This window comes from Euzebya pacifica (assembly GCF_003344865.1).
Taxonomy (GTDB): domain Bacteria; phylum Actinomycetota; class Nitriliruptoria; order Euzebyales; family Euzebyaceae; genus Euzebya; species Euzebya pacifica.
The window spans coordinates 4,462,385-4,476,460 of record NZ_CP031165.1; the positions used below are offsets into that span (position 1 = coordinate 4,462,385).

The window sequence follows — 14,076 nt, forward strand, 5'->3', positions numbered from 1 at the left end:
ACCATGACCATCACACGCAGCCGGTCCTTCCGGGTGCTCCTGGCCGCAGCCCTTGCGGCGGTGCTGGCGATCACGACCCTCGGGACCGTTGACGCCTCCAGCCACCGCGAAGCGCCGCTGATCGCCCAGGACCCGGTCGCTGACAACACCGACACCTACGCGTTCGTGTCGCCGACCAACGACGACAACGTCGTGCTCATCGCCAACTACATCCCGCTCCAGCAGCCCTCCGGCGGACCGAACTTCTACAACTTCGGTGACGACGTGCTGTACGAGATCCACGTCGACAACGACGGCGACGCCGTCGCTGACGTGACCTACGAGTTCGACTTCACGACCTCGCTCAACGTCCCCACCACGACGCTGTACAACATCGGCCAGATCACCGCCCTCGAGGGCGAGGGTGCTGCCGCGTGGAACCTGCGTCAGCGCTACACCCTGTCCAGCGTCGTCGACGGCACCCGCACGGTGCTCGGCCAGGACCTGCCGGTCCCGCCGAACAACCTCGGCCCGCGTTCGACCCCCAACTACGACGACCTCGCCTCGCAGGCCATCGTTGAGCTGTCCGACGGCGTCACCGCCTTCGCCGGCCAGCGTGATGACCCCTTCTGGGTCGACCTGGGCTCCATCTTCGACCTCGGCGCCCTGCGTCCGTTCGAAGGCGCCCACATCATCCCCGAGCCGAACACCGACGCCATCGACGCCGTCGCTGGCAAGAACACCCACTCCCTGGTCCTCGAGGTTCCGATCGACTCGCTGACCAACGGTGACGACCCCGTCATCGGCGTCTGGGCGACCGCGTCCCGTCGTCGCACCCGTACCTTCGCCGACGGCAGCTCCGCCACCCCGGTCCACAACGGCCCCTACGCCCAGGTCTCCCGCCTCGGCATGCCGCTGGTCAACGAGGTCGTCATCCCGACCGCGCTGAAGGACACCTTCAACACCCTGCTGCCCAGCCAGGACGCGACCGCCCTGTCGGGCGTCGGCTCCGACGACATCGCCCCGGACGCCGGCTACCAGCCGTCGACCGTCGGTGACATCCCGATCGTGACCGACCCCGAGCTCGCCGGCCTGTTCGAGATCCTCTACCCGGACGTGTTCGGTCCCGACGGTGCGGCTCCTCTGCCCCCGGCCCCCCGCGCCGACCTGGTCCAGGTCTTCCTGACCGGTATCCCGGACGTCAACCAGCTCAACGGTGGTGACTTCACCCCGGCGGAGTACATCCGCCTGAACACCTCCATCAAGCCGGCTGACGGCGACCTCAACAACGACAACCGCCTCGGCGTCATCGGTGGCGACACCCAGGGTTACCCCAACGGCCGTCGTCTGTACGACGACACCGTGGACATCTCCCTGCGCGTCGTTGCCGGCGAGCTGGTCAACGGTGGCGACGCCACCCCCGACCTGACCGACGGCATCCTCACCAACGACAAGCCGTTCCTCAACGAGTTCCCCTACGTGGCCGCCCCCTGGGACGGCTACAGCTCGACCCAGTAGGACGGTCCTCGTGACCACGCCGGTACCCAGTGCCGTCGCTCCCGAGGGGAGGGGCTCACGCCTCTCCCCTCGTGGGGAGCCCACCAACTCGACGAACAGTCCTCGTTCCATGACAACCTCCCGCACCGCACGCACCCTCCTGATCACCGCTGTCGTCGCTGCGGTCGTCGGGCTGCTGGTCGGGCGCTTCCTCACCTACTCCGACACACCCACGGTCCCGCTGCCGACCGTCGTGGTGCCCGACGACACCGAGGTCCGGGCCCTCCAGGCCACCGCCGAGGCAGCCCCCGACAACGCCGCTGCCTGGCAGACGCTGGGCCTGGCCGCGACCGACCACGCCATAACCACCGCCGACCCTGCCTGGTACGCCGTCGCCGACGACGCCCTCGAGCGCGCGACCGAGCTGGACCCCGACGACCACTTCACCACCATCGCCAGCGGCCGGCTGGCGTTGTCCCTCCACGACTTCACCACCGCCCGCGAGCTCGGGTTGTCCGCCACCGCCGCCGCGCCCGCGTCCGCCGACGCGTGGGGCGTCCTGGTCGACGCCCACGTCGAGCTGGGCGACTACGACGCGGCCGCCACGGCGCTGGACACGATGCTCGCCCTCGACCCCGACCTGTCGGCCCTTGCCCGTGCCAGCTACCTGCGTCAGCTGAACGGCGACCTCGACGGTGCGATCGTCGCGATGCGCCAGGCCGTCGCTGCCGGCGCCGGCAGCAACCCGACCGTCAACGCCCTCCTGGGCGACCTGCTGCTGCAGCGCGGCGACCTCGACGCGGCCCGTGCCGCCTACGAGTCGACCGCCACGGCAGCCGGCGCCGCGGGCCTGGCACGGGTCGCCGCTGCCGAGGGTGACCTGGCCACCGCCGAGCTGATCCTCACCGACCTCGCTGGCCGCACCCCCGCGCCGCCGGTCATCACCGCCCTGGCCGAGGTGCAGCAACGGGCCGGCAACACCGAGGGGCTGGCCGACACCGTCGAGCTGGCCCGGACCGTCGCGGCCCTGCAGATCGACGCCGGACAGGTCGTGGACCTGGAGCTGGCGCTGTTCGAGGCGTCGTTCGGCGATCCCGAGCGGGCCGTGGAGCTGGCCGAGCTGGCCCACGAGGCACGGCCGGACAACGTCTACGCGGCTGGTTCGCTGGCGTGGGCCAACCACGTCGCCGGCAACGACGCCGAGGCGCGGGCCCTGGCCACCGACGCAACCCGTCTGGGGACGGTCGACACGGCGCACGAGCTGCGCATGGCCGCCATCACCGGCGAGGGCATGGACGCCCTGCTGGCCCGCAACCCCCTCGCCGAGGAGCTGTTCCTGCCGTGACCACCACCCCCTCCTCCTCGTCCCCCTCCCCTGTGGTGCGCGGTCACGCGCGCGTCCTCGTGGTCCTGTTCGCCGCGGTCCTGGTGTCGATGCTCGTCGCCGGACCTGCGTCGGCCCATCCCCTGGGCAACTTCACGACCAACACCTCCGCGGCGATCCTGCCCGGTCCCGACGGCGTCGACGTCGCCTATGTGCTGGACCTCGCCGAAGTGCCGGCCCAGCAGTCAGGTCGCGCCATCGAGGCAGCCGGGGGCCCGGAGGCATGGGCGCAGGAGGAGTGCACGACGGTCGCCGGCGCACAGACGCTGACCGTCGACGGCACCGTGGTTCCGCTGGACGTGGCGACCGTCGGCATCACCTTCCCGCCGGGGCAGGCGGGCCTGGACACGCTCCGGCTTCGCTGTGACCTGATCGCCGACACCGACGTCGCCGCCGGGACGTCCATCGGCTACGCCGACGGCTACCGGGCCGACACCCTCGGCTGGCGAGAGGTCGTTGCGGCCGGCGACGGGGTCGACCTGACCGACAGCGACGTCCCGGCAACCTCGTCGTCGACGCAGCTGCGGACCTACCCCGAGGCCACCGTGTCCGACCTCACGACCGCCACGGTCGTCGTGGGCGAGGGAGCCGGCGACCCCGCCGCCGTCGAGGCGCTGCGTGCCACCGACGTCGAGCTGGTCGACGCCGCCTCGCCCGGTGGTCTGGAGGGGCTGGTCGAGCGCTACACCGAGCTGGTGGCTCGTCAGGACCTGACCGTCGGCTTCGTGCTCGTGGCCATCCTGCTCTCGATCGTGCTGGGCACCGCGCACGCCGTCGCCCCCGGGCACGGCAAGACCGTCATCGCCGCCTACCTGCTGGGCGAGGGCGGGCAGGCCCGCCAGGCAGTGGCGCTCGGCTCCACCGTCGCCGTCACCCACACCATCGGCGTGCTCGTGCTGGGTGTGATCGTGTCCACGTCGACGAGCCTTGCGCCCGAGCGCCTCTATCCGATCCTCGGCGTCATGGGTGGGGTGCTGTTCACGCTGCTGGGGGTGTCCCTGCTGGTCCGCGCGCTGCGCAACAAGGGCCACTCGCACGACCACGATCACGGCCACTCACACGGGCATGGCCACGGGGGTCACGACCACGGGGCCGGGCATGTCGCGCCGGTCCCTGCGCAGGACCGCGTACTGGTCGCCCACGGCCCGGCCGAACCCTTCACGAGTCCAGAGCCGGCCACCCTCCGTCCGCACGAGCACCACGATCACCCCAGCTCCACTGGCCACGACGACGACCACGACCACAGCCACGCACCGACCCCCGCGGCGGGTTGGCGGTCGCTGATCCTCCCCGGCCTGGCCGGTGGCATGGTGCCGAGCCCGTCAGCGCTGCTCGTGCTGCTCGGCGGCATCGCGATCGGACGGGCGTGGTTCGGGGTCCTCCTGGTGCTGGCGTACGGCATCGGCATGGCGCTGGCGCTGGTCGGAGCCGGCTACCTGCTGCACCGTGTCCGTTTCCGTGTGGCCGAACGGCTGGAGAGCCAGACGTGGGCCCGCGTCAGCACCGCGCTGCCGGTGATCACGTCCAGCCTGATCGTCGTCGGCGGCTTGGTGATCATCGGCCGCTCGCTGCTCGGCGCTGCCTGATCACCCCGGTGATCTCAGCTCCGACCCGGCCCGTGGGTCAGGCTCTGGGTGGGGGCCCAGTCCGTTGGGTCGACTGGCGGCCTGAGCCCCACCTCGTGGCCACGAACGGTCGGGTCAGTGGACCTCGACCATCTGCCAACCGCTGTCCGGGTCGTTGCCCTTCATGTCCAGCCGTGCGCGCACTTGCCAGCGGAACTCCGCGTTCCTGCCGCGGGCCGACGGTGGCAGGTGTGCCGGGAGCTGGATCTGGCCCTCGAAGCTGCCGGTTTGGTTGGCGCCGAGCTGCTGGCCGGAGGCGATCGTGAACTCCTGGTGGTGCAGGCGCTCGTTGGCCCGGCCATCCACCCGCTCGTTGTCCCCGTCACCCATCAGGTCCACGCCGTTGAGCGACACCCGCTCCTGCAGGGACAGCTCCACGATCACGCCGTTGACGGTGATGTCGTTGTCCTTGACCTGCACGTCAACCGCGACGCTGGCCGGCTCGCCCCGTCGCAGCTCCGGCCCCGTTCGCACGTTCACGTTCGCCCAGCTGCCGGTCAGGTTGTTCTTCATGTTGGACAAGAAGCCCATGGGATCAATCCCCCTCGATCACGCCGCGGATCCCCTCAACGGCCCGCGACTGGTCAGGGCACTATCCGGGACCAGCGCGAACGATGTCCACCGTTGTCACCGCCATGTCACACCTGGTAGGGGGCCGGCAGACGTCCGGTCCGGATTGTTGATCACTTCCCTAGTCACCGAATGACACTGTGCAACACGAGCCACGAAGCGGAGATGATCACCACTGACATTCCGTCCGAAATAGCGTTTGAGCTGGGGAAACAGCCGATCCGAGACCGTCGATGCGGTATACTCGAACACACGATCGAGACAGCCAGACCTGGGGTCGGGACATGGGTGGGCAAGGGGTGGTTGAGGCAGGTGAGGTGACCGAGCTGGTCACCCACCTCCACACCCTCGCCAGCCGCTTCGACCCCGACCAGATCCCCGACAGCGACGTGGCGGGGTTGGTGGTCGACCTGGGTCGTGCGGGTCGGCTGGTCGACGGCATGTTGACCCGGGCCGCCCGACGCGCCACCGAGACGTCCGCACACGAGACCACCGGGGCCAAGGACGCGGCGACGTTGATCGCCACCGCCACCGGCACCTCCACCGCAGCCGCCAAGAAGATGTTGAGGACCTCGTCCCAGCTGGTGGACCAGCCCGACGTGGACAAGGCCGTCACCGACGGGACCCTGTCGACCGACCAGGCCGTCGTCGTCTCCGAAACGGTGGCCGATGCGCCGGAGAAGGCGGGCGAGCTGATCGTCGATGCCACCACCCAGACGTTGCCGGAGCTGCGCAAGAAGGCCCGTGACATCCGCACCGCAGCCGACCCGGACCGGGAAACGACCCGACGTCGGCACCTGGCCCGGCGGGCGTTCCGGTCCTGGACCGAAACCGACGGCGAATGGAAGGCGTTCCTGTCCGGCCCCGGCGACCTGGGGGCCCGGATCGAGGCGGCGCTCCGGGGCGAGCACGACGCAGTGTTTCGGACCGCACACGCCGCCGGCCAACGAGAGGACGACGCCTGCTACCGGTTCGACGCCCTCCTCAACCTCCTCGAAGGACACACTGCGGACGGCGACGCGGGCACCACCCCCAAGGGGGCGGATGAGACGCCGGCCACCGGTACGGCCGAGGCCGGCGAGACCGTTGCTCGTCGCCCACGTCGGACGGGTCGGCAGACCAAGGTGATCATCCGTGTCGACGGCTCGGCGCTGGTCCGCGGCGAGGTGGAGGACGGCGAGACCTGCGAGATCGCCGGCATCGGCCCGGTCGCCCTGTCCGCGGTGCGCGAGCAGATCCCCGACGCCCACATCACCTACGTCATCACCAGCGCCCAGGATGTGACCGTTGCCCACCTCGGACGGCAGGTCACCGCCCACCAACGCACCGCCCTCGAAGCACGCGGCTACCAGTGCGAAGTCCCCGGTTGCACCGCCGACCACCTCCTGGAGATCGACCACGTCACCGGATGGGCCATCACCAAACAGACGCGGCTCGGCGACCTCGCCTGGCTGTGCACCAGCCACCACCGACAGAAATCCAGACGTCACTACCGACTGCTCGGCCCACCCGGCCAACGCACCTGGACCACCCAAACCGGCGTCGAGATCAGCCGAGACCCACCCGCCCAAGCCGCATGACCCGGCGTGCACCGCGATCGGTGGAGACGTCCGAAGGGGGAACTCGCCCTCGACGGCCCTCTTCCGTCGCGGCCCCGAGCGAACGGCCGCAACCCTTACCGGGCACGAAACGGCCCTTCACCTCTCGGGGCCGCACCCCTAGGCTCGACCCAGATCACAGCAACTTTCTGAGGGGAAACGCTCGTGACCACCACCGAAGCCAGAGGATCCGCGGCCCATGGACCCGAGTGGGAGCAGCGCATGGCGCTGGTGCAGCGCATCCCGTTGTTCCAACGCGTCTCGCCGCTCTCCCTGCCGGAGATCGCCAACCTGCTGCAGCACACCATCGCCACCGCTGGGACGGTGCTGCTGACCCAGGGCGAACCCGGCGACGCGATGTACCTGATCGAGGAGGGCGCGTGCCTCGTCGAGCACACGTCCACGGCCGGCACCCGCCCGCTCGCGCGCCTCGGCCCCGGCGAGTTCTTCGGCGAGCACTCCCTGCTTGCCGGCGGTCCCCGTTCGGCGACCGTGCGCGCGGACACCGACATGTCGCTGTGGGTCCTCTCCCGGCAGGACTTCGCCGCGCTCAGCCAACGCGAACCCGCGGTCGGCACCGCCGTCGCCGAAGCCGCCGAACAGCGCGCGAAGTTCCGCGACGCGGGCGACTACGGGCTCATCCGCGCCGATCTCGGCGCGCTCTCGCAGGCCAACGGACAGGTCAGGGTCGGCCGGGCCGACGACAACGACCTGGTGCTCGACTCCCGGCTGGTCTCCACCCACCACGCCATCCTCCGCAACGCCGGGCAGAGCATCGTCGTGGAGGACACCTCTGCCGACGGGGCCACGTTCGTCAACGGGGCCCCGGTCAAGACCGCCACCCTCAAGGAGGGCGATCACGTCTTCTTCGGCGACCAGCACCTCGTCTGGTCCACGGGCGCCCTCAACGAGGTCATCAGCCCACGCGCGATCCGCATCGAGGCGGCCGGCCTGCGCAAGGAGGTCAAGGGCGGCAAGAACCTGCTGCAGAACATCTCCCTGTCGATCGCCCCCGGCGAGATGGTGGCCATCGTCGGCACCAGCGGCGCCGGCAAGTCCACGCTCATGGATGCCCTGTCGGGGGTGCGCCCGCCCACCCACGGCGAGGTCCGCTACAACGGCGAGGACGTCACCCACTCCCGCGACCGGTACCGCGAGTCACAGGGCTACGTGCCCCAGGACGACATCATCCACCGCGACCTGCCCGTGAAGGTCACCCTCGACTACGCCGCCCGCCTGCGCCTTCCCGGCGACACGTCGAAGGCCGAGCGGCAGGCCATCGTGCAGAAGACGCTGGAGGACCTGCAGATCGCCGCCCACGCCGACACCAAGGTCTCGGCCCTGTCCGGCGGCCAGCGCAAGCGGTGTTCCATCGGGGTTGAGCTGCTGACCAAGCCGCGCGTGTTCTTCCTCGACGAACCCACCTCGGGCCTCGACCCGGCCACCGACACGGCGATGATGAAGCTGCTGCGGCGGCTGTCCCACGACGGGGCCACCGTGCTGCTGACGACCCACGCGACCAAGAACGTCCTGCTGTGCGACAAGGTCGTCTTCATGGCCCGTGGCGGCAACCTGGCGTTCTTCGGCACCCCTCGCCGGGCCCTCGAGCACTTCGGCTGCACCGAGTTCGACCAGATCTACGAGCTCCTGGAGGGATCGACGACGCCCGAGGAGTGGGCGCAGCGCTACACCCAGACGCCCGAGTACGCCTTCGTTGCCCAGCTGCACGCGCAGGCCGGCCCGGCGATGCAGGACCCCGGTCAGCAGACCCGCCAGGGTGGCTTCGGCCGCTCCATCTCGCAGTTCGTGACCCTGTCCAGCCGCAACGCGCAGCTGTTCCTGTCCAACTCCGACCGGCTGGCCCCGCTGTTCATCGGCCCGATCGCGCTCGCCCTGCTGATGCTGGCGCTGTTCAGGCCCGGGGCGTTCGACCCCGACACCGACAACCTGATCGTGCCCGGGTTGATCTGCTTCCTGCTGGTCTTCTCCGGCTTCCTGATCGGCTTGACGTCGGGGCTCCAGGAAATCGCGTCGGAGTTCGCCATCATCAAGCGCGAGCGGCTGGTCAACCTCAAGCTGACGCCCTACATCCTGTCCAAGATGACGTTCCTCGCGCCGGTGCTGTCGATCGGCATGGCGCTGATGCTGCTCATCCTCGGCCTGACCGACCGCATCCCAGACCTGTCGGCCAGCGAGTACGCCGCCGTCTGGTTCACGATGGTGCTCTCGACCCTGCTCGCCCTCGCCATCGCCCACTTCACCTCTGCCGCAGCCCCCAGCGCCCAGACGGCCAACGACCTGGCGCCGGCGTGGATCATGCCGCAGGTCCTGTTCTCCGGCGGCCTGTTCCCGATCGCGGCGATGATCACGGTCGGAGAGGCCATCTCGACGGTCATGCCGTTGCGGTACGGCTTCCAGGCCGCCGGCAACGTGCTGGACGTCCTGGGCCTCTACGACGCCGCCGGTGGCCCCGTCGCGGAGAACCTCGCCGCGCAGTACCGGGACCAGTTCGACGTGAACCTGGCCGTGCAGTGGGCGGTCATGGGCGCCGCCGTCGTGATCCTCCTCGTGGCCGCCGGGTTGGTGCTGCGACGCAAGACCGCACCCCAGTGAGGCCACCCCGATGACCGCGACATCGGACGGCATGCTGGTCGGGATGACCGACCGATCCGAACCCGTCATTCGTCGCGGCCGCCCGGAGGACCACGGCGCCGTGGTCGCCCTCGACATCCGCAGCTTCGAGCCCCATACCTCCCCCGGCCAGCCGATCACCGCAGCCAACAACTTCTTCGAGCGGGTCCCGGCCGACCAGCACTTCATGGCCTGGCTCGACGACCACCTCGTCGGCTACATCCGCATGGGCCACCCCACGCCCCTGCCCTCCAACGCCCATGTCGTGGAGATCCAGGGGCTGGCCGTCGACCCTGCCGCCCGCGGACGAGGGGTCGGGGCCATGCTGGTCCAGGCCGTGCTCGACGACGCCGAACAGCGAGGCATGCGTAAGGTCAGCCTGCGGGTCATGGGCAGCAACCCGACCGCCCAGCGGCTCTACCAGCGGATGGGCTTCGAGGTGCAGGGCCACCTCCGCGACGAGTTCCTGATCAACGGCGAGTACGTCGATGACCTGATGATGGCCCGCTTCGTCTGACTGCTCGGTCCCGAACCACCAGCGGGACCCGGCCAGTGCCGAGCCCCGCGGGGGTGTCGAAGTGCGAGCCGGGGTCAGCCGCCGAGGACGGTGACTGCCTGGTCCTGCACGTCCTGGCTGACCGCCGCGGTGCCACCGGCGATGAACAGCCGGCGGATGGATCCCGCGTTGGCCGACAGCAGCGACCGCGACTCCGGCGAGGCGTCCAAGCTGCCCGGGTCGACCAGCACCAGCATCCCGCCCAGCTGCGCGGCGGCCGGACCGGCCGTCAGCGCGTCGGGGAAGTTGGTGCCGCTGGCCAGCATCGCCGAGCCGAACGATGCCCCGGTGGTGGTCAACGCCTCCTGGGTGATCGCCGCTGCCGTGGCGTACCGGCTGGCGCCGGACAGTCGCTTGGGCACGAACCCGGCAGCCGCCACGTCGGTGGCAACCTGCTCGGCCAGCGCCGCGGTGCCACCGGCCAGGTAGACCACGGCCCCGTCGGCCACCAGGTCACCGAGCGCCGCCTCGGCCGCCGCGTCCAGGCCGGAAGAGCCCGTCAGCAGGATCGGCAGCCCACCGGGGATGGCCAGGTTGCTGGCGGCCAGCGCGTCGGGGAACGCGTCGGCGCGGACCAGGATCGCACCCGGCACCTCGCCGTCGTCACCCGCCAGCGCCTCGGCGACCTCCACGGAGGTCTCGACTCGACCGCTACCGGCCAGGCGAGTGACCTCGTAGTCCGACAGCGCGTTCTCCACGCCAGCGGACAGAGCCGCCTCGCCACCCAGCAGGACCACGTCGGTGGCACCGAGGCGCTCCAGCTCCGTCGCCACCTCTGCAGCCAGCTCGGAGGCCGAGGTCAGCAGCACCGGCGCGTCGAGGTCGGCGGCCAGGGGCGCTGCCGCGAGCGCGTCGGGGAAGTTGCCGGCGTCGGCCAGCAGCACGGTGTCGGCCCCGTTGGGGAACGCCCGCTGCGACACCTCCACCGCCGTCTGGATGCGACCCGGACCGGCCAGCCGCTCGACGGTCAACCCGAGGTCACCCTCGTAGCCGTAGTCGATCGGCGCACAGCCCGTGCCACGGGTCAGCGACACGGTCGCGGTGATGTCGTCCTCGCGGGGAGAGACGACGGCACCGCTGTCGTCGACGGTCACCTCGTCACCGGACATCGCCGTGACGTCGAAGGAGAGGCACTCGAAGTCGAAGCGCCAGAACCCGTCCTCGCGCTGGGGGTCCTCGAAGTTGTCGACGTGGCCCTCGCCGGCGTCGGAGAAGGACTCCCCGACGTTGAAGGCGGCGTCGGCCAGCTCGGGGGCGGTGTCACCGGGCACGGGCACGGCATCCAGCACGTGCTGGCCGGGGTGGTCACCGTTGGAGATGTTGCCGTAGCTGAACGACTCGTCGGTGTAGCCCAGCGAGATGCCCGGCTCCCACGAGATGGCGCCGCGGTCGGACTGGCCGAAGCCGTCGGCGTCGAAGCCGGAGCGGTCGCGCAGCTCGAGGTAGTAGGCGTGGTCAGCGGGCGAGCCCTCCGTGGAGGACACGTACTGGAACCCCTTGGAGCAGATGGGCGCGGTGCCCAGGCCCGAGTCGGGGTCGCAGCCGCCGTTGAACAACAGCGGGTCGGTCGCACCGTCCTCGAAGTCGTTGGCGTACAGCTCCTGGCCGTCGGCGGTGACGGTCACGTCGTCGATGAACCAGCCCTGCTCGGCCAGGCCGACGTCGGTGACGTAGCCGAAGCGGATGACCACGTTGTCCTGTCCCGCGTAGGCGGTCAGGTCGTAGCGGTCGGTCGCGAAGCCGTCGTTCTCCGGGGCGTTGCCGACCAGGCGGTCGATGTCGCTGGTGCCGTCCTCGTAGGACTGGGTGGTCCCGGTGATGCCGTTGCCGTAGGTGGCGTGGCAGACGTTGTTGTTGGGGTTGGTGGTCGCCGGCGTGGTGAAGCCCTCCTCGGACTCCAGCGCCGTGTACGTCTGGCCGTCGTCGGTGGTCACCATGACGAAGCCGTAGTCGAACTCCCACTCGATGTCGAACATCGTGGCGAACGACAGCTCGACGGGGGTGTCGGCCGCCAGGTCGGCCAGCGCCGGCACGCGCAGGTCCAGCGCCCGGGCGTTGGGCGAGGAGGGGCAGGCGTAGTCGTTGCCGGACGTCGACCAGTACACGTGGGTCGGCGAGGCGCCGTTCTCCACCAGGGCCGGGTCGATCAGGATGTCGGTGGGGATGCCGGCCCGGTACATCTGGCCGTTGTGGACGTCCTCGCCCTCCAGCACGTAGGGGGTGCCGTCGGGGGAGGCCCACTCGATGCGGTTGATGTCGGTCTTCGAGCCGACCATCTCGACCTCGGTGGTGCCTTCGGGCACGTCCAGCGGCACGACCCAGCCGAGCTCCTGACGGCCGAAGGCGTCCATGTGCTGGCTGTAGTCGGCGGCCATCAGGTTCCACTCGCCGTAGGTCGTGAGGCCGGCGTTGGAGTAGAAGTCGGGCAGGCCGAGGGAGTGGCCGTACTCGTGGCTGATCACCGATGCGGCGTCGAAGACACCCTCGGGGTTGACGTTGTACGGACCGACCCGGACGTAGGCAGGGAACTCGGTCTCGGTCGTCGTGGTCACCGTGTAGGTGGCGTCGGTGTAGAACAGCAGGTTGCCCTCGAGGTCGGTCAACCGGTCGTCGGAGACGTAGCCGAGCAGCCCGGTCCCGGGGTCACGGAAGCCACCCTCGAGCGTGGAGGAATGTGGCCAGATGTTGTCGTACGGGGCGGGGATGCCACCCGGGAAGTACTCGCACCCGGCGGCCACGGTCAGCTGGCTCTCGCCGTTCCCACCGCAGCCGACGAAGATCATCATGAAGAAGTCGACGACGCCGTCCTTGTCGGTGTCGTACTCGTTGTAGTCGATCTCCGGGTCGGCGATCGCGGCGGCGTCGTAGACGGCCTTGCCGGTGTCACCGCATCCGGCGTCGATCGATGCGGGGATCGGCACGCCGAGGGCGGGTGCCAGCGCCGTTCCGCCGGAGTCGGCACCGTAGTAGCCGGTGGTGCCGGGCAGGGTGTACCACCCGTCGGTGATCCGCTCGGGGTACAGGGGCGTGCCGGCCAGGTCGGGGCTGTGCAGGCCGGTGCAGGTGCTCGGCGGGGGGACCTGGGCCTTGTGGAAGTCCACACCCTCACCCGCGGTGCCGTCGTAGGCGAAGTCGGCGGTCTCGATGCCGGCGGAGGGGACGGTGCCGTTGGGGAACAGCTGCCCGTAGCTCATCTCCTGGAAGAGGTTGAACGTCGACCCCGGGTTGGCAGGGTCGTTGATGATGGTGTCCAGCAGCTCGGCCTGGTTGTCCTCGGCGTGGGCGAAGTCGAGGAACTGCACCGGCACCACGGGGAACGGACGGTCGCCGTACCGGGCGGTGTCGAAGCGCTCGGCAGGGGGAATGACCTTGGGGCCGTGGGAGGTCGAGGTCGCCCCGGTCGACAGCGTGGCGGTCGCCGACAGGTCCTTCCAGACGATCTGGGGGTCCTCGGTGGTGGTGTCGGCTTCGGAGATGACGACGAGCGTGGCGCGGGCGGGACCGGTCTCGCTGGCCGCGGGGAGCTCGCCCAGGGTCCAGGTCAGCGTGCCGTCCGTGCCGATGGCGGCGTCGCCGTTGGCGGTGCGGACCTCGGTGACCGCGCGGCCGTCGACGGCCGGGATCGTGACGGTGAGGCCGCTGACCGGCGTGGCATCGAAGTTGCTGACGATGACACGGGACGGGAACTCCTCGCCGGGCTTGACCCAGCCGACGGAGGACGTGAAGTCGTGGTCGACCTGGACACCGGCGGCCTGGGCGAAGGTGACGGCGCCAGCGCCGGCGACCGCGGTGCCGTCGGCGGCGACGGCCCGGACGGCCCACGTCTCGCGGTAGCCGTTGCGGGCGGTGCCGATGGTGCGACCGGCGGTCAGCTCAGCCGGGATGTCGACGGTGAACAGGCCCTCGACGTCGGGCACGGCGGTGCCCAGCGGGAAGGCCTCACCGGTGGGGGCGTGCAGGCTGACCTCGACGGCGTCGGTGGCGGGAACCGGCCGGGCGGCACGATCGGCGAGGTCACCGGTGGCGAGGTGGCCGCCGACGGTGACGACGTCGCCGGGACGAGCGACCTCGACGGGAGCGAACGCCGCGAAGCGGACGGACTCGCCCTGTGCGGTGGCCGGCAACGGGGCGCCGAGCAACGGGACGAGCAGCAGCAACGGCACCAGCCAGAGCAGCGACAGCGGACGTGTTGACAAGCGCATGGCAGGAGCCCCCATGGGGTGGAGTCGAACGGCG

Annotated in this window: 8 protein-coding genes; 6 read left to right on the plus strand and 2 right to left on the minus strand. The window is 70.4% G+C overall.

The window, feature by feature from the left end:
* Positions 1-3: 3 nt before the first annotated feature.
* The 3 genes from DVS28_RS19145 (at position 4) to DVS28_RS19155 (ending at position 4,446) form a co-directional block, all read left to right on the plus strand.
* Positions 4-1,497 carry a DUF4331 domain-containing protein gene (locus DVS28_RS19145; RefSeq protein WP_114592896.1) on the plus strand — a complete coding sequence of 498 codons (1,494 nt, stop codon included), beginning with the start codon at positions 4-6 and terminating at the stop codon, positions 1,495-1,497.
* Between the two features lie 109 nt (positions 1,498-1,606).
* Positions 1,607-2,821, plus strand: coding sequence for a tetratricopeptide repeat protein (locus tag DVS28_RS19150; protein ID WP_114592897.1), 1,215 nt, complete (start codon positions 1,607-1,609; stop codon positions 2,819-2,821).
* On the plus strand, positions 2,818-4,446 hold the full coding sequence (locus DVS28_RS19155; protein ID WP_164710773.1) for a nickel/cobalt transporter: 1,629 nt from the start codon (positions 2,818-2,820) through the stop codon (positions 4,444-4,446). Before DVS28_RS19150 ends, DVS28_RS19155 begins: the two co-directional genes overlap by 4 nt.
* 114 nt (positions 4,447-4,560) lie before the next feature.
* Here the strand turns inward: DVS28_RS19155 and DVS28_RS19160 are convergent, their stop codons facing one another.
* Complete coding sequence (locus tag DVS28_RS19160) at positions 4,561-5,016, minus strand: hypothetical protein (RefSeq protein WP_114592899.1); 456 nt, start codon at positions 5,014-5,016, stop codon at positions 4,561-4,563.
* Positions 5,017-5,372: 356 nt separating this feature from the next.
* On the opposite strand from DVS28_RS19160, the gene DVS28_RS19165 reads away from it, so the two are divergent.
* The 3 genes from DVS28_RS19165 to DVS28_RS19175 all read left to right on the plus strand — a co-directional run bounded on the left by DVS28_RS19165 (position 5,373) and on the right by DVS28_RS19175 (position 9,801).
* On the plus strand, positions 5,373-6,635 hold the full coding sequence (locus DVS28_RS19165) for an HNH endonuclease signature motif containing protein (protein WP_164710774.1): 1,263 nt from the start codon (positions 5,373-5,375) through the stop codon (positions 6,633-6,635).
* A 183-nt stretch (positions 6,636-6,818) separates the two neighbouring features.
* The gene (locus tag DVS28_RS19170) at positions 6,819-9,266 is read left to right on the plus strand and encodes an ATP-binding cassette domain-containing protein (RefSeq protein ID WP_164710775.1); all 2,448 of its coding nucleotides are present in this window, start codon (positions 6,819-6,821) and stop codon (positions 9,264-9,266) included.
* A 10-nt stretch (positions 9,267-9,276) separates the two neighbouring features.
* Positions 9,277-9,801: a GNAT family N-acetyltransferase gene (locus DVS28_RS19175; protein WP_114592902.1), complete on the plus strand. Its 525-nt coding sequence runs from the start codon at positions 9,277-9,279 to the stop codon at positions 9,799-9,801.
* A gap of 74 nt (positions 9,802-9,875) precedes the next feature.
* Here DVS28_RS19175 and DVS28_RS19180 read toward each other — a convergent pair whose 3' ends face one another.
* Positions 9,876-14,042, minus strand: a complete 4,167-nt coding sequence (locus DVS28_RS19180) for a cell wall-binding repeat-containing protein (protein ID WP_114592903.1) — start codon at positions 14,040-14,042, stop codon at positions 9,876-9,878.
* Positions 14,043-14,076: the final 34 nt, after the last annotated feature.

Excerpts from the sequence above, each read along its gene's own strand:
- DVS28_RS19145 (WP_114592896.1), top strand. The coding sequence starts at position 4 with ATGACCATCACACGCAGCCGGTCCTTCCGGGTGCTCCTGGCCGCAGCC.
- DVS28_RS19150 (WP_114592897.1), top strand. The coding sequence starts at position 1,607 with ATGACAACCTCCCGCACCGCACGCACCCTCCTGATCACCGCTGTCGTC.
- DVS28_RS19160 (WP_114592899.1), bottom strand. The coding sequence starts at position 5,016 with ATGGGCTTCTTGTCCAACATGAAGAACAACCTGACCGGCAGCTGGGCG.
- DVS28_RS19175 (WP_114592902.1), top strand. The coding sequence starts at position 9,277 with ATGACCGCGACATCGGACGGCATGCTGGTCGGGATGACCGACCGATCC.
- DVS28_RS19180 (WP_114592903.1), bottom strand. The coding sequence starts at position 14,042 with ATGCGCTTGTCAACACGTCCGCTGTCGCTGCTCTGGCTGGTGCCGTTG.